The sequence below is a fragment of the Mycobacterium kyorinense genome, assembly GCF_001672775.1.
Classification (GTDB): domain Bacteria; phylum Actinomycetota; class Actinomycetes; order Mycobacteriales; family Mycobacteriaceae; genus Mycobacterium; species Mycobacterium kyorinense_A.
Window position 1 is genome coordinate 40,337 of sequence record NZ_LZKJ01000038.1, and the last position, 23,376, is coordinate 63,712.

General features: G+C 66.6%; 25 protein-coding genes and 1 tRNA gene. 5 read left to right on the plus strand and 21 right to left on the minus strand.

The genetic code is table 11. From position 1 onward, the window contains the following. On the minus strand, nucleotides 1-774 hold the full coding sequence (locus A5707_RS03210; protein ID WP_065013080.1) for a class II aldolase/adducin family protein: 774 nt from the start codon (nucleotides 772-774) through the stop codon (nucleotides 1-3). Further along, entirely contained in the window at nucleotides 761-2,368 is a 1,608-nt protein-coding gene (locus A5707_RS03215; RefSeq protein WP_065013081.1) for a class I adenylate-forming enzyme family protein, read from the minus strand. The genes A5707_RS03210 and A5707_RS03215 overlap by 14 nt, the downstream gene beginning before the upstream one ends. Before the next feature lie 132 nt (nucleotides 2,369-2,500). On the opposite strand from A5707_RS03215, the gene A5707_RS03220 reads away from it, so the two are divergent. The 4 genes from A5707_RS03220 (at nucleotide 2,501) to A5707_RS03235 (ending at nucleotide 4,619) form a co-directional block, all read left to right on the plus strand. Continuing rightward, nucleotides 2,501-2,809, plus strand: coding sequence for a hypothetical protein (locus tag A5707_RS03220; protein WP_232000611.1), 309 nt, complete (start codon nucleotides 2,501-2,503; stop codon nucleotides 2,807-2,809). 58 nt (nucleotides 2,810-2,867) lie between these two features. Beyond that, a complete protein-coding gene (locus tag A5707_RS03225; protein WP_065013083.1) occupies nucleotides 2,868-3,656 on the plus strand; it encodes a DUF732 domain-containing protein in 789 nt (262 codons plus the stop codon). 126 nt (nucleotides 3,657-3,782) lie between these two features. Then, nucleotides 3,783-4,103, plus strand: coding sequence for a DUF1778 domain-containing protein (locus A5707_RS03230; protein ID WP_232000612.1), 321 nt, complete (start codon nucleotides 3,783-3,785; stop codon nucleotides 4,101-4,103). A 3-nt stretch (nucleotides 4,104-4,106) separates the two neighbouring features. Then, nucleotides 4,107-4,619 (plus strand): GNAT family N-acetyltransferase, encoded by a 513-nt coding sequence (locus tag A5707_RS03235; protein ID WP_065013085.1) that lies wholly within the window; start codon nucleotides 4,107-4,109, stop codon nucleotides 4,617-4,619. 32 nt (nucleotides 4,620-4,651) lie between these two features. Here A5707_RS03235 and A5707_RS03240 read toward each other — a convergent pair. The 8 genes from A5707_RS03240 to A5707_RS03275 form a co-directional block, all read right to left on the minus strand. Continuing rightward, nucleotides 4,652-4,728, minus strand: a tRNA-Pro gene (locus A5707_RS03240). Nucleotides 4,729-4,811: 83 nt separating this feature from the next. Next, entirely contained in the window at nucleotides 4,812-5,594 is a 783-nt protein-coding gene (locus A5707_RS03245) for a sulfite exporter TauE/SafE family protein (RefSeq protein WP_065013086.1), read from the minus strand. A 28-nt stretch (nucleotides 5,595-5,622) separates the two neighbouring features. Then, nucleotides 5,623-7,020 (minus strand): ribosome biogenesis GTPase Der, encoded by a 1,398-nt coding sequence (gene der, locus A5707_RS03250; protein WP_065013087.1) that lies wholly within the window; start codon nucleotides 7,018-7,020, stop codon nucleotides 5,623-5,625. Then, nucleotides 7,017-7,697 carry a (d)CMP kinase gene (gene cmk / locus A5707_RS03255; protein ID WP_065013088.1) on the minus strand — a complete coding sequence of 227 codons (681 nt, stop codon included), beginning with the start codon at nucleotides 7,695-7,697 and terminating at the stop codon, nucleotides 7,017-7,019. Before cmk ends, der begins: the two co-directional genes overlap by 4 nt. Further along, the gene (locus tag A5707_RS03260) at nucleotides 7,694-8,431 is read right to left on the minus strand and encodes a pseudouridine synthase (protein ID WP_065013089.1); all 738 of its coding nucleotides are present in this window, start codon (nucleotides 8,429-8,431) and stop codon (nucleotides 7,694-7,696) included. Before A5707_RS03260 ends, cmk begins: the two co-directional genes overlap by 4 nt. Next, nucleotides 8,431-9,168 (minus strand): SMC-Scp complex subunit ScpB, encoded by a 738-nt coding sequence (scpB, locus tag A5707_RS03265; RefSeq protein ID WP_082969220.1) that lies wholly within the window; start codon nucleotides 9,166-9,168, stop codon nucleotides 8,431-8,433. Before scpB ends, A5707_RS03260 begins: the two co-directional genes overlap by 1 nt. Then, nucleotides 9,168-9,962, minus strand: a complete 795-nt coding sequence (locus A5707_RS03270; protein WP_082969221.1) for a segregation/condensation protein A — start codon at nucleotides 9,960-9,962, stop codon at nucleotides 9,168-9,170. The genes scpB and A5707_RS03270 overlap by 1 nt, the downstream gene beginning before the upstream one ends. After that, nucleotides 9,959-10,822 carry a ParA family protein gene (locus A5707_RS03275; RefSeq protein ID WP_065013109.1) on the minus strand — a complete coding sequence of 288 codons (864 nt, stop codon included), beginning with the start codon at nucleotides 10,820-10,822 and terminating at the stop codon, nucleotides 9,959-9,961. The genes A5707_RS03270 and A5707_RS03275 overlap by 4 nt, the downstream gene beginning before the upstream one ends. Nucleotides 10,823-10,966: 144 nt before the next feature. On the opposite strand from A5707_RS03275, the gene A5707_RS03280 reads away from it, so the two are divergent. Continuing rightward, nucleotides 10,967-11,719, plus strand: coding sequence for an O-methyltransferase (locus tag A5707_RS03280; protein WP_065013091.1), 753 nt, complete (start codon nucleotides 10,967-10,969; stop codon nucleotides 11,717-11,719). A 78-nt stretch (nucleotides 11,720-11,797) separates the two neighbouring features. Here the strand turns inward: A5707_RS03280 and xerD are convergent, their stop codons facing one another. The 11 genes from xerD to A5707_RS03335 form a co-directional block, all read right to left on the minus strand. Then, on the minus strand, nucleotides 11,798-12,724 hold the full coding sequence (xerD, locus tag A5707_RS03285) for a site-specific tyrosine recombinase XerD (protein ID WP_082969224.1): 927 nt from the start codon (nucleotides 12,722-12,724) through the stop codon (nucleotides 11,798-11,800). A gap of 20 nt (nucleotides 12,725-12,744) precedes the next feature. Continuing rightward, a complete protein-coding gene (locus tag A5707_RS03290) occupies nucleotides 12,745-13,368 on the minus strand; it encodes an NUDIX domain-containing protein (RefSeq protein ID WP_065013093.1) in 624 nt (207 codons plus the stop codon). Continuing rightward, nucleotides 13,361-15,118, minus strand: a complete 1,758-nt coding sequence (locus A5707_RS03295) for a CTP synthase (RefSeq protein ID WP_065013094.1) — start codon at nucleotides 15,116-15,118, stop codon at nucleotides 13,361-13,363. The genes A5707_RS03290 and A5707_RS03295 overlap by 8 nt, the downstream gene beginning before the upstream one ends. A gap of 151 nt (nucleotides 15,119-15,269) precedes the next feature. Continuing rightward, a complete protein-coding gene (locus tag A5707_RS03300) occupies nucleotides 15,270-16,211 on the minus strand; it encodes a copper transporter (RefSeq protein WP_065013095.1) in 942 nt (313 codons plus the stop codon). 4 nt (nucleotides 16,212-16,215) lie between these two features. Then, nucleotides 16,216-17,400 carry a putative cytokinetic ring protein SteA gene (steA, locus tag A5707_RS03305; protein ID WP_065013096.1) on the minus strand — a complete coding sequence of 395 codons (1,185 nt, stop codon included), beginning with the start codon at nucleotides 17,398-17,400 and terminating at the stop codon, nucleotides 16,216-16,218. 103 nt (nucleotides 17,401-17,503) lie between these two features. Then, complete coding sequence (gene recN, locus A5707_RS03310; RefSeq protein ID WP_065013097.1) at nucleotides 17,504-19,273, minus strand: DNA repair protein RecN; 1,770 nt, start codon at nucleotides 19,271-19,273, stop codon at nucleotides 17,504-17,506. Between the two features lie 2 nt (nucleotides 19,274-19,275). Further along, on the minus strand, nucleotides 19,276-20,199 hold the full coding sequence (locus A5707_RS03315; protein WP_065013098.1) for an NAD kinase: 924 nt from the start codon (nucleotides 20,197-20,199) through the stop codon (nucleotides 19,276-19,278). Then, on the minus strand, nucleotides 20,196-21,005 hold the full coding sequence (locus A5707_RS03320) for a TlyA family RNA methyltransferase (protein WP_065013099.1): 810 nt from the start codon (nucleotides 21,003-21,005) through the stop codon (nucleotides 20,196-20,198). Before A5707_RS03320 ends, A5707_RS03315 begins: the two co-directional genes overlap by 4 nt. A gap of 7 nt (nucleotides 21,006-21,012) precedes the next feature. Continuing rightward, a complete protein-coding gene (locus A5707_RS24060) occupies nucleotides 21,013-21,189 on the minus strand; it encodes a hypothetical protein (protein ID WP_197495231.1) in 177 nt (58 codons plus the stop codon). A gap of 100 nt (nucleotides 21,190-21,289) precedes the next feature. Further along, nucleotides 21,290-22,294, minus strand: a complete 1,005-nt coding sequence (locus A5707_RS03330) for an HAD-IIA family hydrolase (RefSeq protein ID WP_065013101.1) — start codon at nucleotides 22,292-22,294, stop codon at nucleotides 21,290-21,292. 1 nt (nucleotide 22,295) lies between these two features. Then, nucleotides 22,296-23,024 carry a hypothetical protein gene (locus tag A5707_RS03335; RefSeq protein ID WP_232000613.1) on the minus strand — a complete coding sequence of 243 codons (729 nt, stop codon included), beginning with the start codon at nucleotides 23,022-23,024 and terminating at the stop codon, nucleotides 22,296-22,298. Between the last annotated feature and the right edge of the window lie 352 nt (nucleotides 23,025-23,376).

Consider the following 23,376-nt stretch of genomic DNA (forward strand, 5'->3'; position numbering starts at 1 on the left):
TCAGTTGAGCACGTCGGGATCGGCCTTGATCGTCATCCGCGCGGCGCCCGCCCAGTACACGTCGGCGGCCCTTTCGATCAGCGATGCCTGCATGCCCGCCATGTCCGACCAGTTCATCTTCTCGGGTTGTTCGCCGGTCAGCATGACGTCGTAGGCCAGCTTGCAGACTCGTTCAATCGATGCCGCCCGGTAGACGGCTTCAGCCAGGGTGCGACCGGTTGCGATGACGCCGTGGTTGGCCAGAATCGTCAGATTGGCGCCACCGATACGGGCCGCGAGATCCGCTGCGCGGGAAGGATTGTCGATTTCGCCGTCATAGGTGTCGACCAGGCACAGATCGTCGAGGAACAGTGAACCGGTCTGATGCACGAGGTCCGGCAACCGGCCCAGTGCGGCGAACACGCAGGCGTAGTAAGGGTGGTTGTGGATGACCACGCGCGCGTCGTCGCGGACGCGGTGCAGTTCGGTGTGGATGTGGATGGCCGGGGTGACGTCCCACCGACCGCGGACTACCTGTGCATCGCTGTTGACCACGCAGATGTCCGATGCGGTCAGTTCCTGCCACCATAGTCCCCACGGATTGACCAGCATGTCGGTGTGGCCGTCGAGCTGCCAGGTGATGTGTCCGGCCATATTCTCAGCGAACCCGATCGCGGCCAGGTGGCGGAAGGCGAGGGCAAGCGCCTGCTCGTCAGACAGGTCGACGCCGATCGGGGGCACCACCGACGGCGCCCACACCTCCAGACCGCCGGGCCGCGCATTAGGAGCAGTCATGATCGGCCTCCATCCTGGCTCGAATATCCTCGCGCAGCTCCCCTTTTGCAATCTTTCCCCCGGATGAGCGCGGTAGCTCGCTGACCACGATGAGGCGTTCGGGCAGCAGCTCCTTGGACACTCCTTGTGCGAGCAGATGCTCGACGAGTTCGGCCAGCTCGATGGCGTGAGAATCAGCGAGTTCGGCGTAGAGGCAGACCTTTTCACCGAACACCGGATCGGGCATCGCGACCGCCGCTGCTAGCGCGATTGCCGGATGAGTCATGGCGGCGTCCTCGACCTGGGCGGCGCTGATGTTCTTGCCGCCGCGGAGGATGAAATCGGAGGTTCGGCCGGTGACGGTCAGATAGCCGTCGGGATCGATTTCGCAGAGGTCGCCCATGCGCATCCAGCCGTCGCGCGTGAACAACGTGTCGTGGTCGGCGCCGTCGAGGTAGCCCAGGCTGGTCGCCGGGCCTCGGCAGGCGGGCTGGCCGCGGCCGGTCGAGGTAACGTCCTGATCGCCGTCGAAGAGTCGCACGGCCATTTCCGGAACGATGCGGCCGCCGGTGCGCAGCCGTCGTTGGCGGGAGTCGTCAAGCGTGGTGCCGCTGAGCAGTCCGGTTTCGTTCGAACCGTAGAACTGCAGAATCGTCGCGCCGGTGAGTTCCTCGAATTCGTCGGCCGGCCGATACGGCAGCGCCTCGCCGCCGGTGAAAACCACCCGCAGCGAACTCAAGTCGTGGTCGCGGCGCTCAGGATCAGCCATCAACATCGTCAACTGCGTACTGACGCAACACAACACAGTGACCTGATGCCGAGCTATCGCGTCGAGTACCGCCTTGGTGGTAAAGCGCTCCAGGATCACCGCAGTGGCACCCAGGTAGATCGGCGTCGAATGGCTGGTCCAGATTCCGAAGCCGAACGGGGTGGGGATGATCGGCAAGAAGATGTCGTCGGAGGTCAGTTGCCCGTTGGCGACGGCCTTTTGATGGAAGTAGTGCCACCGGTTCTGGGTGTGCATGACACATTTGGGCAACCCGGTGGTCCCGGAGGTGGAGTTGATCAGGAAGAGGTCATCGGGCCCGAGTCGAGACTCGGGCGGTGGCGGGTTGGGCTTGGTTTCGGTGTTGAGCGACAGTGTGTCGTCGCGGTTGAGGACGAGTGTTTCTGCGGTTACGGATGCCGCGGCGCTGCTGCGCTGCTGATCGCTGACCAAGAGCTTCGGCTGCGCGCTGCGCAATGTCGCGGCAACCTCACGGGTGCCGGCGCGGGCGCCGATGCCGACGACGACAGCGCCACAACGCTCGATCGCGACGAGCAGCGCGTGGATGGCGGCGGAATCGCCGTGCCATACCCCGACCCGATCGCCCGGCTCGACGCCGATGCCGGCTAGTTGTTCTGCCAGAGCAGTTGCCGCGACATCGAATTCACGCCAACTGTGCGATCTGCCGGGCTGGTCGATATAGGCGGCGCGGTCGGGTGATCGTTTTGCGTTGCGACGGACGGCATCGGAGAGCGTCGAGTCGGACCACCACCCGGCGGCACGATACCGGGCGACGTCTTCGACGGTGAAGGCCGGCGATCGCATCGCTTCCAGGCCGCCGGCGCTCATCCATCAAATGATAGGAACACGGCGTGCGCCGCTGCCGGTTACGCTCCTTGGATGGTGCGAAGGAGGGCCGTTATTGCCGCCGTGGCGATAGGGCTTGCTGGGTGCGGGGGGTCTGGCCACCCCGCGCCCACTGTGACCTCGACGGTGCTCGTCAAAGAAACCGTCACGGTGACCAATGCGGCGCCATCCACACCCGCCCCGAGAACGACGATGGACACCGATGGCACCTACCGGATCGGTACTGATATCGAGCCCGGTACCTATCGTTCCGGCGGACGTAGCGATCAAGGAGAATCCGACTGCTACTGGGCGAAGCTGCACAGCCTCAACCCGACAGACATCGTCAACAACAACCTCAGCAATGACCCGCAGGTAGTCGCCCTGGACCCCGGTGACGTGGCGTTTTTGACGCACAGCTGCCAGCCGTGGCGGAAAGACTGACCCGGGGTAGCTGGCCCAGTCGCTGACGAATAACGGCACGCTGCTTTACGCTCAGAGCATGCGCGATCGGGACACGATCGACTCCGAGTTGCGGCGCCTTGCAGCGGTGCGCCGGGAGATGCGCGAGCGCGGCGACGAGCTGTCGAGTCGTCAGTTCGACGCGCTCCTCGATGAGCGCCTGGGACACCCGCCGGAGGTGTACCAAACCGAAGCGGTCCACGCGAGTAAGACCCAGGTTCTCGTCGACACCTCGCGCGACAAGCCCCGCGGCATCAAGTCCTACCGACCTAAGGCTGCGCTGCGCCGCTTCGGCTCGCTGGCGGCGTTGCCGCTGTCGTTGGTAGCCGTCGCCGCCGCGTTGATGGTGTGGTTCGCTGCCCACAACCCACGACCGTCGGCGCCGCCAGCAGAAACCCCGCCGTCGGCGACAGCTCCGCCGTCAAGTGCACAACCGAGGCCGGTGGCGCCGAACCCGCCGGCTTCGCAGGGTGACGTCGCCGACAGGGCGCTCATGGCCGCATTGAAAGAACAGGGCGTGCCAGTTCCCAGCCGCGAGTACGTGGTGAGCCACGGGCACGCTGTCTGCGACTTTCTGGCCAACCAACCCGACTTCGCCGCGGCCATCAACTTCGTGCAGCAATCAACGATCTGGGACGCGGATCAGAGCGCCCAATTCGCTGCCGGTGCCATCGTCTCGTATTGCCCTCAGTACCAATCAATCCCCGGCGAGATGCAGCAGGTCCCAACGACTCTCCCCGATCTGCCGAACATTCAGGGCGATCTGCAGAAAATCCTGGATGATCTGAAGGGCATTCGCGACAGTCTGCCCACCATCCCGGGCCAGTGATCACGAACCGTCGTTGACGAACGTCGCGACAAAAGCGGCAGCCGGTCAGCGTCAAAGGCATAGAACGGCGCCTAGCCCTGGCCGCAAACGATCCTAGCCGTGTACGGACAATCACCGTACAATGACATGATCGACAGTTGCGAGCAGGGATATCGAGAGACAGAAGGAGGTGTCGCTATGGCAGTCAAGACGAAGCGCATCGAGCTTCGCGCGGAGCAAGCGACTTTAGACCGCATCCAGCGCGCCGCCAACCTTGTCCATGAGCAGACGTCGGAATTTGTGCGGAAAGCGGCGATGCAACGGGCCGAAGACATCCTGCGTCAGGAGTTGGTAACAGCAATGGAGCCCGAACAGTTCGACAAACTGATGTCCTCGCTCGATGCCGCTGACCACGCGCCGCGGCTGGCGGCGGCCGCACGCAAACCAGCAGTCTTCACCAGGCGCTGACCAATGTTCGAGTCCGCGCGACTCGGTGACGACCACGCGCTGGAAGGATTCGACTGCGGCAAGGAATCGCTGAATACCTGGCTCATCGCCCATGCTCGTCGCGCGGATAGCAGCGGTGTCGCACATGTCTACGTATGGACCCCGCACGGCGAACACAAAGTCAGCGCCTATTTCGCCATCTGCCCCACCGAAGTAGTGCGCAACGACGACGGCGTCTCGGGATCGATGTCCGGCGGCTATTCCCGCATACCCGGATACTTGATCGCACGCCTCGCAATCGACACATCGCTGCGGGGTCAGGGATACGGCGAGCAGTTGCTCCTCGACGCGCTAGGCAAAGCCGTGGCCGCATCCGAGATCGGCGGCGGCCGGCTCATCGTTGTTGACGCCATCGACGACGAAGCACAATCCTTCTACGAGCACTACCACTTCGTTCCCGTCCATAACCGCGGGCGTCGCCCGGTCATGAAGGTGTCCACAGCGGCGAAGGCACTCGGCGAGCGCTGGCGGGAGTAAATGTCGCATCACGCAGGTCAAGCCACTTCGGCTGGTCGGGCTGACAGGATTTGAACCTGCGACCACTTGACCCCCAGTCAAGTGCGCTACCAAACTGCGCCACAGCCCGGCGCCGCCGGTACGACCCGGCAGCAGGTCGAAAGCCTACCGCAGCCGACCACGGCGGAAGAAACCACTGAGGCTGGCCGTGTCTTAAACGGTGAGCAGGCGGTAGAGCCCGATGGCGCCGACGATGACGATCGTGACGCGCAGCGCATTCGGGGACAGCCGGCGCCCGTAGTGCGCGCCGAGCCAACCCCCGACCAGCGAACCAAGGGCGATCAGCCCGGCCGCTGCCCAGCTGATCCGGTCGAACGCGACCAGGGTGTAGGCCAAGGCCGCCACCAGGTTCACGACCAATGCCAGTAGGTTTTTCGCGGCGTTCATCCGCTGCATCGACTCGGGAAGCAGCACGCCCATCACACCGATCAGCAGAATGCCCTGCGCAGCGGCGAAGTAGCCGCCATAGACGCCCACGGCGAAGGTGCCTGCCACCAGAGCCGCCATCCGCCCTGGGCTCAGGTGATCAGCGGAGCGGCCGGCGCTCACCGCGCGTCGCCCCGCCCAGGCTTGGATCCGCGGGCCGATGACGACCAGGATCAGCGCTGCGATCAGCAGCGCCGGCACTACTGCGTTGAACACTTTTTCGGGCAGGTGCAGCAGCAGCCACGCGCCCAGCATCGCGCCGGTGAGCGATCCCGGAATCTGCCAACGCAACCGATGCCACTGGCCGCGCAACTCGCGACGGTATCCCCAAGTCCCCGACACACCGCCGGCCACCAGGCCGACCGCATTCGACATGGTGGCCACCACCGGTGGATAGCCCAGCGTCACCAGCGTGGGAAACGTGATCAGGGTGCCGGATCCCACCAGGGAATTCACCGCGCCGGCCCCCAGGCCGGCCAACGTGATCAATACCAGGTGCGAAATGGGCACTGTGGCACCCTAATGCCACGCTGACGGGTCAGCGGGTCTTGGTGCTCCGCTTCTCGCGCACTCGCACGTTGATGCGGATCGGACTGCCTTCGAATCCGAACGTCTCACGCAGTCGTCTCTCCAGGAACCGCCGGTAGCCGGCCTCCAGAAACCCCGTGGTGAACAACACGAACGTCGGTGGCCGGGCCGTCGCCTGGGTGGCGAACAGGATGCGGGGCTGCCGTCCACCGCGCACCGGCGGCGGCGTCGCGGCCACCACCTCTTTGAAAAATGTGTTGAGCCGGCCCGTCCCAATCCGGGTATCCCACGACTCCAGCGCGCTTTCCAGTGCCGGCACCAGCTTCTGCACCGCCCGGCCCGTCTTGGCTGAGATGTTCACCCGCTGCGCCCAGCGCACCTGCACCAACTCGCGGTCGATTTCGCGCTCCAGCAGATAACGCCGGTCCTCGTCGACCAAATCCCATTTGTTGAACGCCAATACCAGCGCGCGGCCGGCTTCGATGACCATCGACAGCACCCGCTGATCCTGTTCGGTCAACGGCGCCGACGCATCGATCAGCACGATCACCACCTCGGCGGCATCGATCGCGCCATGGGTGCGCACCGAGGCGTAGTACTCGTGCCCACTGGCCTGACCCACCTTGCGGCGCAGACCCGCCGTGTCCACGAAACGCCAGACTTTACCGTCCATTTCGATCAGCGAGTCCACCGGATCGACCGTGGTGCCGGCCACCTCATGGACCACCGAGCGCTCGTCCCCCGCCAACCGGTTCAGCAACGAACTCTTCCCGACGTTGGGTTTGCCGACCAGCGCCACCCGCCGCGGCCCGCCGGTGACCGATGCCGATTCGGCCACTTGCGGCAGCGCGCCGACCACCTCGTCGAGCAGGTCGCCCACGCCGCGGCCGTGCATCGCGCTGATCGCATGCGGTTGCCCCAGACCCAACGACCACAGCGCCGCCGCGTCGGCTTCGCCCCTCTCCCCGTCAACCTTGTTGGCGGCCAAGAACACTGGCTTACCGGAGCGCCGCAAGATGCGCGCGGCCGCCTCGTCGCCGGCCGTCGCCCCCACCACCGCGTCGACCACCAGCACCACCGCGTCGGCGGTGCGCATCGCCACCGCCGCCTGCTCGGCAACCAACTGGCTGAGGCCCTTGGCGTCGGGTTCCCAGCCGCCGGTGTCCTGCACGACGAATCGCCGGCCGGTCCACAGCGCGTCATAGGACACCCGATCGCGGGTCACGCCGGGAACGTCCTGCACGACCGCTTCGCGCCGGCCCAGGATTCGGTTGACCAGCGTGGACTTGCCGACGTTGGGCCGGCCCACCACCGCCACGACAGGCGGCGGGCCCGACCGTTCGTCAACCGAATCGGATTCCCCGAGCTGCCAATCGCTTTCGTCGGCCCAGGTGCCGTCCTGGCTCATCGCAGTGCCTCGCTTCGCTGCTGCACTAATTCGAGCAGATGCGCGATCACCTCGGCCTCGGTCATTTCGCTGGTGTCGACGACGACCGCGTCCGACGCCGGCCGCAAGGGCGAGACCTCTCGATTCGAATCCAAGTGGTCTCGCCGACGCACATCAGCCAGCACGCCCTCGTAGTTGTCGGGTAACCCGGCCGCGATGTTCTGGTCGTTGCGCCGCCGCGCCCGCGTCTCGGCTGTTGCCGTCAAAAAGATCTTCAGGTCGGCGTCGGGCAGCACCACGGTTCCGATGTCGCGACCTTCCACGACGATGCTGGAGCTGCCGTCGGCGAACTCGCGCTGCAACTCCACCAGCCGGGAGCGTACCGCCGGTACCGACGACACCGCCGACACCGCGCGGGTGACTGCGTCACGGCGGATCTCGGTCGAAACATCTTCTCCGCCAAGGTAACAGCGGTCCACATCGGGGTCATAGCCAACCGACAGCTCAGCCGTCGTCGCCGTAGCACCCACGGCCGATTCGTCGTGCAGATCGATGCCGGCGCGCAACACCGCCAGCGTCACGATGCGATACATCGCACCGGTATCCAGATAGCGTGCCTGCAGAGCACGCGCCAATCCTCGTGATACCGACGACTTTCCGGTACCAGCCGGGCCGTCGACCGCAACGACAACGTTCACAGGCCGACCGCCCGGTAAAGCTCACCGATCTCCTTGCGGCCCAAAGCCCGGATGCTGCCCGGGCGCTGCTGCCCCAGCGACACCGCACCGATGTCGGTGCGTACCAGCGCCTGCACCGGGAAGTCGACCGCGGCCAGCAGCCGTCGCACAATGCGTTTGCGACCCTCGTGCAGGGTCACCCGCACCAACGTCTTGCCGGGAACCGTATCCACTACCGCGAAATCGTCGACAGCAGCGGGGCCGTCGTCCAATTCGATGCCACCGCGCAGCTTTCTGCCGAGACCACGGGGCACCGCTCCCGCGACGGTGGCGATGTATGTCTTGGGCACTTGATACGACGGGTGCATCAGCCGGTGTGCCAACTCGCCGTCGTTGGTCAACAGGATCAGCCCCTCGGTGTCGGCGTCGAGCCGTCCGACGTGAAAGAGCTTCTGGTTGCCCCGCACTCGATGTTCGATCAGGTCGCCGATGCAGGGCCGCCCGCGGTCGTCGGACATCGTCGAATGCATGCCGCGCGGCTTGTTCAATGCCAGATACACCAGTGACTCGTCGAGCACCACCCGTGCCCCGTCGACCCGGATCACCGACGCGCCTGGGTCGACGCGGGTGCCCAGTTCGGTAACGAGCTGCCCGTCAACCTCGACGCGGCCGTCCGTGATCATCCTTTCGGCGACCCGCCGCGAGGCAATTCCGGCCTGCGACAACACTTTCTGCAGACGTACACCCTCGGCCATCACTGGTCCACGTCGAACGACAACGGCTTATCGGCCTCGGGGGCATCACCGGAGAGCTTGATGAAACGCGGCTCGGCGTCCAGCGATTCGCTCAAGTCGTCGATCATGTCGACATCGGGCAGCAGCGGCGCAATGTCGGGCAGATCCGCCAGTGAGGAGAGCCCCAACCGCTCCAAGAACAGCTCGGTGGTGGCGAACGTGACCGCGCCGGTGTCGGGATCGGTGCCGGCCTCGGTGATCAGCCCGCGCGCCAGCAAGGTCCGCATGACCGCGTCGACGTTGACCCCGCGCACCGCGCTCACCCGCACCCGCGTCACGGGCTGGCGGTATGCCACCACCGCCAGCGTCTCCAGCGCCGCGCGGGTCAGCTTGGAGCGGGACCCGTCCAGCAGCAGCCGCTCCACATACGGCGCAAACCGGGCGCGGGTGTACATTCGCCATCCGCCGCCGGCCTCCCGCAGGTCGATCCCGCTGTCGCGTTCGGTGAGCACCTCGGCCATCTGCTGCAGCTTGGCGGCGATCCGATACACCGGTTGCTCGGTGGCGGCAGCCAGCGCCTCCACCGTCACCGGGGTGTCGACGACCAGCAGCAGCGCCTCGAGCACGGCGCCGAGCTCGTCGTCGGGCAATTCGGGTGCGGTCGCGACGTCGAATAAGCGCCGCTCCTCCGCATCGCTGCGCTCTGCATCGTCGCCGGCGCGGATGCCCAGGTCGGAATCGCGCGCTTCTTCGGTCATCAGTCTTCCAAGTCGTCGGTGGTCGGCCGTTCTCCGGTCCACGAAACCTGGAGCACACCAAGCGGTTCTGACTGGTCGAATGCTACCGCCCGGGCCCGATACAGTTCGAGCAGCGCCAGGAACCGGCCGACGATCTCGATCGGCGCCTGGCAGTCGGCGACCAGTTCGGAAAACGACGCCCACTGCCCCGTCCCCCGCGCTTCCAGCAGCGATAGCAGCCGTTCGGCCTGTTGCGGCACCGACACCATCAGCTCGTGCAGATGCTCGGTGGCCACAGTCGGCACCGGCCGCGGGGTGAAGGCGGTCGCGGCGATCTCGGCAAACCGCTCGGCGTCGACGCCGAGCATCACCTCGGGCAGCAGCCCTTCGAACCGGTCCTCCAGCGACACCGCCCGCGGATAGCTGCGCAGCGCCGCAGCCTCCAACTCGGCGAACATCTCTGCCACATGTTTGAACGCCCGATACTGCAGCAAGCGGGCGAACAGCAGGTCGCGGACCTCCAGCAGCGCCAGGTCTTCCTCGTCGTCGATCTGCCCCGACGGGAGCAGCCGCGCGGCTTTGAGGTCGAGCAGCGTGGCCGCGATGACCAAGAATGCCGTCGTCTCCTCGAGACCCAGTTGGGGGCCGATCTCGCGGGTATAGGCGATGAAGTCGTCGGTGACCTGGTGTAGCGCCACCTCGGTGACGTCGAGGCGGTGCGCGAAAATCAACTGCAGCAGCAGGTCGAACGGCCCCTCGAAATTGGTCAGCCTGACCTGGAAGCCGATCTGGGTAGCGGTGTCGGTGCTGGTCACGCGCCGAATCGGTCGATGACCTCGCGGGCCAACGCGCGGTAGGCCTGCGCGCCGCCCGATTTGGGCGCCCAGGACGTGATCGGTTCGCCGGCGACGCTGGTCTCCGGGAAGCGGACGGTGCGGGTGATCACGGTGTCGAACACTAGGTCACCGAAGCGCTCCAGCACCCGGGCCATCACCTCACGGGAGTTCACCGTGCGCGGGTCGTAGCGGGTGATCAGGATGCCGCTGATCTCCAGCTTCGGGTTGAGCCGGTCGCGGACCTTTTCGACGGTGTCGGTGAGCAGCGCCAGCCCGCGCAGCGAGAAGTATTCACACTCGGTCGGAATGATCACCCCGTCCGAGCAGGCCAGCCCGTTGACGGTGAGCAGCCCCAGCGACGGCTGGCAATCGACGAGGACGTAGTCGTAGCGGTCCAGCACCGGATGCAGCGCCCGGCCCAGCGACTGCTCGCGACCCACCTCGTTGACCAACTGGATCTCGGCGGCCGACAGATCGATGTTGGACGGCACCAGGTCCATGGTTTTCACGCGGGTATGGATCAGCACGTCGTCGATCGACACCCGCGGCTCGACCAGCAGGTTGTGGACGGTGCGCTCCAGCTCGTAGTGCGGCACACCCAGGCCGGCCGAGAGTGCACCTTGCGGGTCGAGATCCACCAGCAGCACCCGTCGGCCGTACTCGGCGAGCGCCGCGCCCAGGTTGATCGTCGACGTGGTCTTGCCCACGCCGCCCTTCTGGTTGCACATCGCGACCACTTTGGCGGGGCCGTGTGAGGTCCGCGGCCTGGGTTCGGGGATCGCCCGCGGCGGGCGACCGGTCAGTCCGACCTCCGGGGCGCTGTCGGTGTTGTCGGTCATCAGCGCCGCCTCAACGCGCACCGCCGAAGGTGCGCGACGTTCGGGTAATGGCGGACATCGGGGGAAAGTGTAGCGGTTTTACGCGGCTGCACCGGGAGACTTGCAGGCGATGTAACCAGCCAATACGCGACTATCGTGTCGGTCATGAATCTGAAGCAGCGCATGCCGTTCTTGAGGTGGTCGGTGTGGCGGATGGCAACCGGGGCTCGCAACATCACCACGACGGGTCAGATCGGCGACGGTCGGGAGGCTGCAGCCGTCGATTACGTGCTGCAGAACGCCCGTGCCGGCGACGTCGACGATGTGCTGGCCACCATCGATCGCTTCGCCTACGAGAAGTCGATGCTGATCAACGTTGGCGACGAGAAGGGCGAGCTGCTTGACGCCGCGGTCCGGCGGGCCGACCCGAAGCTGGCGCTGGAGTTGGGCACGTACTGCGGCTACGGAGCGCTGCGGATCGCCCGGGCCGCCCCCGCTGCCAAGGTCTACTCAGTCGAGCTGGCCGACGCCAACGCGGCCAATGCCCGGCAGATCTGGGCGCACGCCGGTGTCGCCGACCGCGTGACGTGTGTGGTCGGCACGATCGGCGACGGCGGGCGCACCTTGGGGGCGCTGGCTCGCGACCACGGCTTTGGCGCCGGCTCGCTGGACTTCGTCTTCCTCGATCACGACAAGGACGCCTACCTGACCGACTTGCAGAGCATTCTCGACTGCGGCTGGTTGCATACCGGCTCGATCGTGGTGGCCGACAACGTCAAGCTGCCCGGCGCGCCGAAGTACCGCGACTATATGCGCCGCCAGCAGGGCACGCTGTGGAACACCACCGAACACAAGACGCACGCCGAGTACCAGACCCTGATGTCGGATCTGGTGCTGGAGTCGGAATACCTGGGCTGACCTCTGCGCCGAGCGTGCGCAGAAACGGCTTTCGAGTCGGCGTGTCGACCGGGGACACGCACGCTCGCGGCAAAGCGGTTAGTGCGCGCGGGGGTGGGCGCCGGCCCACACTTCGCGCAGCGCGTGCACGGTGACCAGCGTGTAGATCTGCGTCGTCGTCACCGACGCGTGGCCCAACAACTCCTGCACCACCCGGACGTCGGCGCCGCCGTCCAGCAGGTGCGTGGCAAACGAGTGCCGCAGCGTGTGCGGCGACACCCCCGACGTAATGCCGGCGCGTTCGGCCGCGTCCTGAAGCACCTGCCAGGCGCTTTGCCGCGATAACCGGCCACCGCGCGCGTTGAGGAAAATCGCCGGCGTGCCGCGCCCGCGGCGCGCCAGATCCGGTCGGCCCCGCACAAGATAGGCATCCAGTGCCTGCACCGCGGGCCGCCCCACCGGCACCAGCCGCTGCTTACCGCCCTTGCCGTGCAGCAGCACCGAGCGGTCATGGACGTCGACGTCGTCGACGTCGAGCCCGACGGCTTCGGAGATCCGTGCGCCGGTCGAGTACAGCAGTTCCAGCAGAGCACGGTTGCGCAGCGCCAGCGGCCCGTCCGACGGGCTGTCGCCGCCGGCGCCGGCCAGCAGAGCCAGCACCTCGTCGAGGGACAGGCTCTTGGGCAGCCGGCGTCCCGGGGTGGGCGGCTTGACGGCGCGTGACACGTCGAGTTCGGCCAACCCCTCGGCGGCGGCGAACCGGTGCAGGCCGCGCACCGCGACCAACGTCCGGGCCGCCGACACCGCCGACAACGGCGCCACCCCCGTCTCGGGGTTTCCGCGGCGCAGCGCGACCAGGAACTCGGTGACATCGCTCTCGCTGACCCCGGCCAGATCGTCGATGCCGCGCAGCGCGAGGTACTCCGAATAGCGGCGCAGGTCGCGGCGATACGAACTCAGCGTGTTGGCCGCCACGCCCCGCTCAATGGTCAGATGATCCAGATAACCCTGCAACTGGGCCTGCAACGGCGGCGGCGCCAGCGTGGTCACCGGTTGGCCTGCCGTTTAGCGAAGGCCGTCGGCTTGTCGATCCACGGTGCGTCGACCGGCCGCGACTGCGCCAAGCCCTGGCGCACCGCGTGTGCTGCTAAAATCCCAGACACCGCAAGGGAATTCACGATCTCGCCGGCGAACACCCGGCTCACCGCATCGTCGATGGAATACCACTGCACGATCATGTCGGCTTCTTCGTCATGCGCGGCGGGTCGGCCCACCTGCGCCAAGCCCGTCGCCAGGTAGACGCGCACCGATTCGTCGCTGAAACCGGGGGTGGAATCCAAATCGACCAGCACCCGCCAGTTCTGCGCTTCCAGGCCGGCCTCCTCCCGCAGTTCTCGGGCGGCAGTGTGGTGCGGAGCCTCGCCGTTGACGTCGAGCAGCCCGGCCGGCAGCTCCCACAGCCGCCGTCCGAACGCGTGCCGGTACTGATACACCATCGGGAGGTTGCCGTCGTCGTCCATCGCGACGATGGCAACCGCACCGTAGTGCTCGACGACCTCGCGGGCAGCGATTTTGCCGCCGGGCATCCGGACGTGGTCGGTGCGGAGTGCGAAAATCTTTCCGGTATGCAGGGTTTCGGACGACGTGGTCTCGAAAACGTGCTCAGCCACGGGCGGCGGGCTCAGGTTCGGGGTGGGGGGTTGACGAACCGTCGCGATGGTCGTTGCCGTTGGCCCGATGCTCGGGGATCTCGACCGGCAGCCGCTCGGCGGCCTTATAGTCGATGGCGGCGCCGACGAACGCGGCGAACAACGGGTGCGGGCGGGTGGGCCGGCTCTTCAACTCGGGATGCGCTTGAGTCCCGACGATGAACGGGTGTATTTCCGGCGGATATTCGACGAACTCCACCAGGTGTCCGTCGGGAGAGGTTCCGGAGAACCGCAGGCCGCTTTTGGCGATCTGATCCCGGTAGGCGTTGTTTACCTCATAGCGATGCCGATGACGTTCGGACACCTGCGTCGATTGGTATGCCTGGGCCACAACGGAATTCGGTTCGAGTACCGCGGGATAGGATCCCAGCCGCATGGTGCCGCCAAGATCTGCTTCGCCGGCGACGATCTGCTCCTGGTCGGCCATGGTCGAGATGACCGGATCCGGGGTATCCGGGTCGAATTCGGCGGAGTTGGCTTGGGTCAGACCCGCGGAGCGGGCGGCCTCGATCACGATGCACTGCAGCCCGAGACATAGCCCTAACACCGGGAGCCCCCTGGCCCGCGCATAGTGAATGGCGCCGATTTTGCCTTCGATACCGCGGATACCGAACCCGCCCGGGATCAGCACACCGTCGACTTCGCTCAGCGCCGCTGCCGCGCCGGTCGCGGTTTGGCAATCGTCGGATGCCACCCACCGCATCTCGACCTTGGCGTGATGCTTGAAGCCACCGGCGCGCAGTGCCTCGGTGACCGACAGGTAGGCGTCGGAGAGGTCGACATACTTGCCCACCAAGGCGATCCGCACCGTCTCCTGCGGTTCATGCACCCGGCGAAGCAGGTCGTCCCACTCCGTCCAGTCGACATCGCGGAACGGCAGGTTGAGCCGACGGACCACGTATGCGTCGAGTTCCTCGCGGTGCAGAACTTTTGGGATGTCGTAGATGGACGGCGCGTCAGGAGTGGAGATGACGCCGTCGATGTCGACGTCACACATCAGCGCGATCTTGTTCTTCAGCGATTCGGGAACGTCGCGATCACACCGCAGGATCAGCGCGTCGGGGGTGATACCGATGCTGCGCAGCGCCGCGACCGAGTGCTGGGTCGGCTTGGTCTTCAATTCACCCGACGGCGCCAGGTAGGGCACCAGCGATACGTGCAGGAAGAAGACGTTCTCCCGGCCGAGATCGTGGCGCACCTGACGGGCTGCCTCCAGAAAGGGCTGCGACTCGATATCGCCTACGGTGCCGCCGATTTCGGTGATCACCACATCTGGACGCTTGCCGTCGGCGTCCGGCTCGGCCATCGCCACGATGCGGCTTTTGATCTCGTCGGTGATGTGCGGAATGACTTGCACGGTGTCGCCCAGGTATTCGCCGCGGCGTTCCTTGGCGATCACCGTCGAATACACCTGGCCGGTAGTGACATTCGCTGAGCCGGACAAATCGCGGTCGAGGAACCGCTCGTAGTGACCGACGTCGAGGTCGGTCTCGGCGCCGTCCTCGGTCACGAAGACCTCACCGTGCTGGAACGGGTTCATGGTGCCCGGGTCGACGTTGAGATAGGGATCGAGCTTCTGCATTGTCACCTGCAACCCGCGCGCGGTCAGCAATTGACCCAAGCTGCTGGCGGTCAAGCCCTTGCCGAGCGATGACGCGACGCCGCCGCTGACGAAGAGGTGCTTGGTGGCGGTTTGCGGATGCCTACGCAATAGAGCGACCTCCGTGAAGACGGCGCAGGGCCTCTGTTTTGAGGCTGGTTCCCAGCCTGCGTTGCGCCTGCCGACCCACGGAACCCCACCCTAACACCCACCCCGTCAAGCGGTTGCTAACACGCCCGGCGAGAGGGTTCGGACGAGGAACCTACTGCGCGACAGTTAGCGAGGTGGCGCCGTGGCCGATGCCGTATTGACCGGTACGGCCGCCGTTGAGCAGGTCATGCAGGCCCAGGATCGCGGTGATCCGGCCGGAGTCGGCGTCCACGTCGTCAACGGTACTGACCGCCGATGCCATGGCCGCATCGGCGCGAGCCACCGCGACGGCAGCCGTTCCCACCGAGCAGCCGTCGCGCCCGGCCAGCAGCACCCCCGAGCCGTGCGGTGCGAGCGCCGCGGCGAATCGTGCCACGCTCACGCCCTGATTGCCGGCGTCGTCGCCGAGGGCACCGCCGGAAACGACCAACGCAGCGTTGGCCGCACCGATGTGCTGGTCGCCGTAGGCGATGAATCCGGTGTCGCGCAGCGCCGCCAACACCGTGTCGCGCTGGACGTCATCGACCGTTGGAACGGCGGGGTCCCGGTTGACCAGCAACGCGATGCCCAGCAGATCGCCGGCCTGCGAGCCCTGGTCGACCAGTTTGGTGCTCAGCTGGGCACCCGCCGGCACGATCGACGAGTTGACCACCGACCGCAGTTTCTCCGCGGAGTTAGCGTCGACGAACTCCTGGGTGAGCGAGACCGTGCCGGTGACCGCTCCCCCGGCCTGGCCGACCATCTTCGACACCGCATCGACGTCGTCGTCGGTGGCGTCCGGGGTGCGGAACACGACGACCGACTTGCCCTCAAGCGCGTCGTGCACAATCCGTCCGGCCATCTGCGCATCGAAGTTGTTTGCCGCACTGAGCTTTTCGTTCAGTACGTTCTTCTGGTCGTTGAGTGCATTGATCTGCGAATGTAGGTCCCGCTTTTCGTCGCGCAGCCCCGACAGCAAGGTGTCGGACAGCAAGCCAGAACCCAAGATGACACCGACCGCTAGCGCAAGGAATACCGCGGCCAGCGAAATCGCGTGTTGGCGTAAGGAAATCACGGCTCTAGCTGATCCAGCTTTGCACCCATAGCGAGAAGCGGTTCCAGTAGTCCACGATCCACTGCATCACCAAGGCGTCGGTGCGCGAGACCCACAGCACGATGATGACCGCGATCAGCATCGACAGGATCAAGAACGCGATGGCCCCGGCCGAAACGCGGTTGCGGTACAAGGTGGAAACCGCCTTGGCATCGACCAGCTTCTCGCCGACCCGCAGCCGGGTGAGAAACGTCGAAGGGTTGCTGTGCTGGCGGGTCCGGTCGAAAAACGTCTCGATGTTGGCGGTATGCCCGGCGGTGACCAGCAGCGCGGCGCCATGATGGTCGGCCAGCAGCAGGGCCAGATCGGTCGGCGACCCGGCGGCCGGAAAGGTCATCGCACCGACGCCGAGATCCTGGATCCGCTCCAAGCCGGGGGCATGGCCGTCGGCGTCGGCGGGCAACACCACCTGCGCGCCGCACTTGAGCACTTCGGTGCTGAGCTCGCTGGGGTCACCGACGATGACCTGCGGGCGATATCCGCCTCTGCGCAGCACATCGGCGCCCGTGCCCACACCGATCAAAACCGGTTGGTACTCCTTGATGAACGGCTTGAGCCGCTTGAGGTCATCCTCGGCGTGCGCCTCGTCGGCGACCACCACGACGTGGCGGCGGCGCAGGTCGACGTCGATGTCGGGGATGCCGATTCCGTCGATCAGCAGCGGACTCTCGCTGCGGATGAATTCGATCGTGTTGCCGGCGAACGCTTCCAGATGCGCGACCAGCCCGCTCTTGGCCTCCTGCATCAAGTCGGCAATGTCGTGGTCGGTGCGCTCGGTGCCAAGGATGAGCCGGCGGTCACCCGAGTACACCCCGCCGTTGTGCAGTCGGACCTTGGCGCCGTCTTTGACTTTCTTGAAAACCTCCGGCCCGGTCTCGTCGATCAGTGTCACGCCGTTGGCCACCAACACCTCTGGGCCCAGATTAGGGTAGCGGCCCGAGACCGACGGGGATGCGTTGACGACGGCGGCGATCTCGGCGTCGACCAGCGCGTCGGCGGTGATCCGGTCCAGATCCAGCACGTCGAGGACGACGATGTCACCGGGACACACTCGTCGCAGCAACCGGTCGATATCACGGTCGACGCGGGCGGTGCCGACGACGCCGGGACGCGGCGGTGCATTACGGGACAGAAGCGCAGTCATCCTCATGGGGGCGATTCTGTCGGTGAACTAGGGCTGCGACTAGGAGGCGCGCCGTAACAGCAGCATCAGAAGTTATATCTTTTCACATCTGTCACATGCTGAGAAGCGGTCACGAGGTCGCAATCCGGTCACATTGAGCGGCCTCGAGCAATTCCCGGGCATGCGCACGGCCGCTGTCGGATTCGCCAAGGCCGGCCAGCATCCGGGCAAGCTCGGCCACCCGATCGTCGCCGTCGAGGCGCCGCACGCCGCTGGCGCCGCCACGTCCGCTGCTATCCACCATCAGGTGCACATCGGCGTAGGCGGCAACCTGCGGAAGATGCGTCACCACAATGACTTGGTGGGTGCGGGCCAACCGCGCCAATCGGCGGCCGATCTGCACGGCCGCCCGGCCGCCGACGCCTGCGTCGACCTCGTCGAACACCATCGTGGACCCCGCGGTGGATGCGGCCAGCACCACTTCGAGGGCAAGCATCACGCGGGACAGCTCGCCGCCGGATGCGCTTTTGGACAGCGGCAGTACGGTCGTCCCCCGGTGCGCGGCGAACCCGAACTCGACCTGGTCGACACCGTCGCCGCCGGCATGAACCAGCGTTCCCGACGGCAACGTCAAGGCAGCGGGGTCGCCATCACTCGCCGGCATCGGGGTCACGCTGATGGTGAATTCGGCGTCGGCCATTGCCAGGCCGGACAGCTCCGCCGTGACCGCTTTGGCCAATCGCTTCGCCGCCTGGCTGCGCGTCTTGCTGACATCGGCTGCGGCCTCGACCAACTGGGCGGCCAGTTCCTCGACACGGCGGTGCAGCCCGTCCAACGCCTCCTCGGAGATATCCAAGTGCGCCAACCGATCTCGCGATTCTCGGGCCCACGCCAGCACGCCGTCGATGTCCGCGGCGTATTTGCGGGTGAGTGTGCGCAGCTCGGCTTGCCGGGCCAGCTTGGTATCCAGCGCGCTGGCGTCTGCAGGCAGCTCGTTGAGGTAGTCACTGAGCTCTCGGGCGGCGTCGCCGACCACGGTCAACGCCTCGCCCAGTTGATCGGCCAGGCCGCGCAACACGGAGTCGTCGGCGGCTTCCAAAGCGGTCCTCGCCCGGCCGAGGCTGTCGGCTGCCGAGATAGCCTCCAGCGCATCGACATCATCGTCGGTGCCTCCGGCCAGCGCCGCGCGCGCGGCGGAGGCCGCCTCGCGCAATGCGTCCAATTCGGAGAGTCGGTTGATGTCGGCGACCAGTGCGTCGTCCTCGCTGGGCGCCGGATCCACCGCGTCGATTTCCTGCAGCGCGAATTTCAGCCGGTCGGCCTCTTGGGCCAATTCACGGGCCCTGCTGTGGCGGTCAGCCAGATCTCGGCGGGCGCTCAGCCACGCGTCGCGCAGTTTGCGGTAGCGCTCCAGGCGAGACTCGATGGTCGCCGACCTGTCCAGCGCGGCCCGTTGCTCTTCGGGCCGCATCAACCGCAGCTGATCGTTTTGCCCGTGCAGGGTCAAGAGCTCAGTGGTGAAACTGCTCAACGATTTGGCCGGTACGCTGCGACCGCCGAGATAGGCGCGTGACGGGCCGTCGCGGCTGACCGAGCGCAACGCGATCACGCTGCCGTCCTCGTCACGCTCTGCGCCCGACGAGCTGAGGATGTCGTCGACGCGGGCGGCCACCGACTCCTCGAGATCCGTTGTGGTGAAACGACCTTCGACGACGGCCCGCTCGGCTCCCGAGCGCACCCGGTTGGCGTCGGCTCGGGCCCCGCCCAGCAGGTGCAGCCCGGTCACCACCATCGTCTTTCCGGTACCGGTCTCCCCGGTCAGCACCGTCAGACCGCGGCCGAACTCGGCAACGGCAACGCTGATTGCCCCCAGCGACTCGATCCGAATTTCTGCCAGCACCGCTACTGCCCGCGCCAGCCCGTGACCGGCAGCCGGAACTTGTGCACCAGGCGGTCGGTGAACGGTGCGCTGTCCAGCCGCGCCCATTTCACCGCTGTGTCGCAGCGCGTCACCTCGAGGCGGCCACCCGCCGGTACGAGCATTTCGCGGCGGCCGTCGCAGAACACCAGTGCGTCGTGTCCGCCCGCCTCGATTTCGATCGCGACGGTCGCATCCGGGCTGGTCACCATCGGCCGGGCGAACAATGCGTGAGCGTTGTTGGGCACCACCAGAATTGCTTCGAGATCCGGCCACAAGACCGGGCCGCCGGCGGAGAACGCGTAGGCGGTGGATCCGGTCGGCGTCGACACCAGCACACCGTCGCAGCCGAACGTCGACACCGGCCGGCCGTCGACTTCGACGACCACTCCGAGCACGCCCAGCCGCGGCCCCTTTTCCAGGCTCGCGTCGTTGAGTGCCCATCCGCGGTCGATGATCCGACCTTCGGCGCGCACCGCGACGTCCAACGTCAAGCGGTGCTCCACCCGGTAACTGCGGGCCACGACGTGGTCGAGCACGACATCGATGGCTTCAGCTTCGGCCTCGGCCAGAAATCCGATCCGGCCCAGGTTGACGCCCAGGACTGGGATGCTTGCGTTGCGTGCCAGTTCGGCGGCCCGCAAAAAGGTGCCGTCACCGCCGAGCACCAGCACCAGTTCGCAGCCGTCGGCGGCGCGCGGATCAGCGTCGACGACTTCGATGTCGACACCCAATGCGCGCATATCATCCGGCGCCAAGTGCAGCGATCCCCGGTCGACGGCCTCGGCGGACAACACGCGAAGCCCAATTCCGTTGTCGCCCAGTACTTTCTCCACCCGGCGTGCGGTTTCGGTGGCTTCTTCGCGTCCGGTGTGGACGACCAGCAGCACGGTGCGCTCTTGCGTCATTGCGGTCCCTCGCTGACGGCGTCGTGCACTGCTCGCACCAGGTCGTCGTCCGACAGTGCGTGGTCGATCTGGGCGCGCAGCCACAGGAAGTACTCGACATTGCCCGACGGGCCGGGCAGCGGGCTGGCGGTGACGCCGGCGGTGTGCCATCCCAGCTCGCCGGCGTGACGAGCGACCGCGAGCACCGAACTTGCGCGCAATTCCGGATCGTGCACGACTCCTCCGGACCCCACCTGTCCTTTGCCCACCTCGAACTGTGGCTTCACCATGGGAACGATATCGGCGTCGGGTAACGCGCATTGCGCCAGTGCGGGCAACACCGTGTTCAACGAGATGAACGACAGGTCAGCCACAATCGCGTCGACGGGGCCACCGATCAGAGTCGGTGACAGGTCCCGCACGTTGGTGCGCTCGACGACGACCACGCGGGGATCCGAGCGCAGCGACCACGCCAGCTGGCCGTAGCCGACATCAGCGGCGACCACCTCGCGGGCGCCCCGGTCCAACAGGACTTCGGAGAACCCGCCGGTGGACGCGCCGGCATCTAGACAACGCCGACCCTCAACCGAGAGGCCGAAAGTGTCGAGGGCGCCGATAAGTTTGTGGGCGCCGCGCGACACCCAGGTGCGGCCGCCGTCACCGGCGACGGTCAGCGAGGCGGTGGTTGCGACCGCGGTCGCTGCTTTGACCGCCGGCATGCCGTCGATGCTCACCTTGCCGGCGCCGATCAGCTCGGCGGCCTGTTGGCGCGACCGCGCGAGTCCACGCCGAACCAGCTCGACGTCAACACGCGCACGCCGTGGCACTGTGCACTCAACCCTTCTCCGCCGACTCCAGGGCACGTACCAACATGTCGTGCGCCTCGGAAAGACGGCGAGCGATCTCGTCGAGATCGGTCTCGGCGAGCGTGTTTTGGGCGTCGCCCGGATCGGGCAGCTCGGCGAGTACAGCGTCGATCTGCGCGCGGATCTGCTCGGGGTCATTGGTCATGCGCGGCTCCTCTCCCCCGCAAGCGGAAGGTACCCCCACCTCGCTCTTGTGCTCTGCATCGTCGCCGGCGCCACTCATTGCGCTCCTAACGCTAGTCGATTTACACCAGGGAGCAGCGCTGCAGGGCGTCGCGGGCGCCGTCGTCAGCGGCCTCGATGGTGAACGGCCGGCCGTCGAAGTGCGCCTTCCATACCGCGCAGGCAACCGCGCGAACGACCGACAAGCCGTCGCCGGATTTTTGGTCTGCACAGCTGCTGACGGTTATCGACCCGTCACCGGTGTTCACCTGCCAGTCCGGTTGCGGCGCCACGACCAGGATGTCGGCGTCCTGATGCAGCGAGCGCAGGTCCTGGCCGATGTAGGTGGGCCGCTGCTCGGCTACGGCATGCACGGCATCACGCGCGGAATTGGCGCCGGTGAGCACCATAAAGCTGGGCAGCCCGGCCGCGTTGGCCCCGGCGATATCGGTGTCCAGCCGATCGCCGACCACCAGCGGGGAACCAAAGTCCCCACGCGCCAACGCATCCTTGATCAATGTGGGTGAGGGCTTGCCGGCCACCTGCGGTTGGGCATCGGTGGCGGTTTTCAACGCGGCCACCATGGATCCGTTGCCGGGCAGCATTCCGCGCTCCGACGGCAACGTGGGGTCGACGTTGGCGGCTACCCACAGCGCTCCGGCGCGGATGGCCAGCGCGGCCTCGGCCAGATCGGTCCAGCCGGTTTCAGTCGAGTGGCCCTGCACCACAGCCTCGGGTTTGTCCTCCCACCGCCGTACCGGCCGTAAGCCCACTGCCACGATCTCGTTGGCCAGCGACTCGGTGCCGACGATCAGTACCCGGGTGTCGGGAGCCAGTTGTTCGGCCAGCACCCGAGCGGCACTTTGCGCGCTGGTGACGACGGCGTCGCCGGTGGCGTCGAGGCCCAGATCGCGCAAGTGCGCGGCCACCTCGTCGGCGCTGCGCGACGCGTTGTTGGTGACGAACAGCTTCCGGCCGGGCACCTTGTCCAGCGACTCGACGGCACCCTCGGTGAGCTGGTGGCCGCGAAACACCGTGCCATCCAGATCGAGAAGCAGGCAATCGTATTGCTGCGCAAGTGTTCCCACGTCAGCCGAGCTCGCTCACTCGGTCTTCGGCGTCGGTGACACCCTCAACATCTGCGGCCGCCGAGCGCAGGAACCACTGCAGCGCCTCGTCACTGCGCTCGAGGGCCAGCAGCGTCTCGGCGTAGGCATAGAACAACCGTGCCGCGGTCGGCCCGGTGCGGGCCGGGTCGAGCTGCGGGGTGGACAACACCGTCAGGGCCTGTTCGAGCTGGCCGAGGTCCGCGCGGGCGCCGGCGGCAACAATGCGGAGCTCGTCGGCGTCGTCACCACTGAGCTGGGCCGCCTCGGGCCCGCGGGCCAACTCAACCGCACGCTCGGGGCGGCCGAGCCCACGCTCACAGTCGGCGATCAGCGGAAGCAGCGGAGACTTGCTGCCCATTCGGCGGGCTGCCCGCAATTCGGCCAGCGCCTGCGGCCAGTCCCCGCAGTGATAGGCGGCAATCCCGACGGCTTCGCGAACCGCGGCGATGCGCCCGGACCTGGCGCGGGCAGCGCGGGCATGCTCGAGGGCCGCCTCGGGGTCCTCGTCGAGCAACTCACCGGCCGCAACTAAGTGACGCGCGACGACGTCAGCGGTATTGCGGTCCAAAGTGGTCAACTCGCGGCGGATCTCCGGCGAGAGCTGACGAGCTTCGATGTCCGAGGAGAGCGTGGGTCCACTCGGACCGGTTGCCGCTTCAGCGTCTTTGTCGGGTTGGGCTCGACGAGCGCGCTGGGGCCCCGAACGCATCGGCGGCTGGGGGCGCCTATCCCTCCGTTGCGGGCCGCGGGGACCACTTCCGTTTCCGCCGCGGGACTGACGACGCTCACCGCCCGCGCTGTTGTCGACCACTGAAACCTTTCAACCTTTCGCCATCAAGCCTCGTGTCAGGATACGGGCCGCGACGGATAGACCGCGGTGGCGACCGGTCCACCAAACCGCATCCCAGCGAAATGATTCGCCGCAAGCGCCGGCTATAGATATGCCCGTGCCCCCCAAATAAATTGGGGGGCACGGGTCTTAATTGTGTGTTCGGCGGTGTCCTACTTTTCCACCCGGGTGGGTAGTATCATCGGCGCTGGCAGGCTTAGCTTCCGGGTTC

Coding starts and splice junctions, on each gene's coding strand:
- der (WP_065013087.1), bottom strand. CDS start 7,020: ATGAGCCAGGACGGCACCTGGGCCGACGAAAGCGATTGGCAGCTCGGG.
- A5707_RS03230 (WP_232000612.1), top strand. CDS start 3,783: ATGATCGACAGTTGCGAGCAGGGATATCGAGAGACAGAAGGAGGTGTC.
- A5707_RS03235 (WP_065013085.1), top strand. CDS start 4,107: ATGTTCGAGTCCGCGCGACTCGGTGACGACCACGCGCTGGAAGGATTC.
- A5707_RS03260 (WP_065013089.1), bottom strand. CDS start 8,431: ATGGCCGAGGGTGTACGTCTGCAGAAAGTGTTGTCGCAGGCCGGAATT.
- A5707_RS03225 (WP_065013083.1), top strand. CDS start 2,868: ATGCGCGATCGGGACACGATCGACTCCGAGTTGCGGCGCCTTGCAGCG.
- steA (WP_065013096.1), bottom strand. CDS start 17,400: ATGAGGATGACTGCGCTTCTGTCCCGTAATGCACCGCCGCGTCCCGGC.
- A5707_RS03275 (WP_065013109.1), bottom strand. CDS start 10,822: ATGACCGACAACACCGACAGCGCCCCGGAGGTCGGACTGACCGGTCGC.
- A5707_RS24060 (WP_197495231.1), bottom strand. CDS start 21,189: ATGACCAATGACCCCGAGCAGATCCGCGCGCAGATCGACGCTGTACTC.
- A5707_RS03210 (WP_065013080.1), bottom strand. CDS start 774: ATGACTGCTCCTAATGCGCGGCCCGGCGGTCTGGAGGTGTGGGCGCCG.
- A5707_RS03315 (WP_065013098.1), bottom strand. CDS start 20,199: ATGACGCAAGAGCGCACCGTGCTGCTGGTCGTCCACACCGGACGCGAA.
- scpB (WP_082969220.1), bottom strand. CDS start 9,168: ATGACCGAAGAAGCGCGCGATTCCGACCTGGGCATCCGCGCCGGCGAC.
- A5707_RS03280 (WP_065013091.1), top strand. CDS start 10,967: ATGAATCTGAAGCAGCGCATGCCGTTCTTGAGGTGGTCGGTGTGGCGG.
- A5707_RS03335 (WP_232000613.1), bottom strand. CDS start 23,024: ATGCGTTCGGGGCCCCAGCGCGCTCGTCGAGCCCAACCCGACAAAGAC.
- A5707_RS03215 (WP_065013081.1), bottom strand. CDS start 2,368: ATGAGCGCCGGCGGCCTGGAAGCGATGCGATCGCCGGCCTTCACCGTC.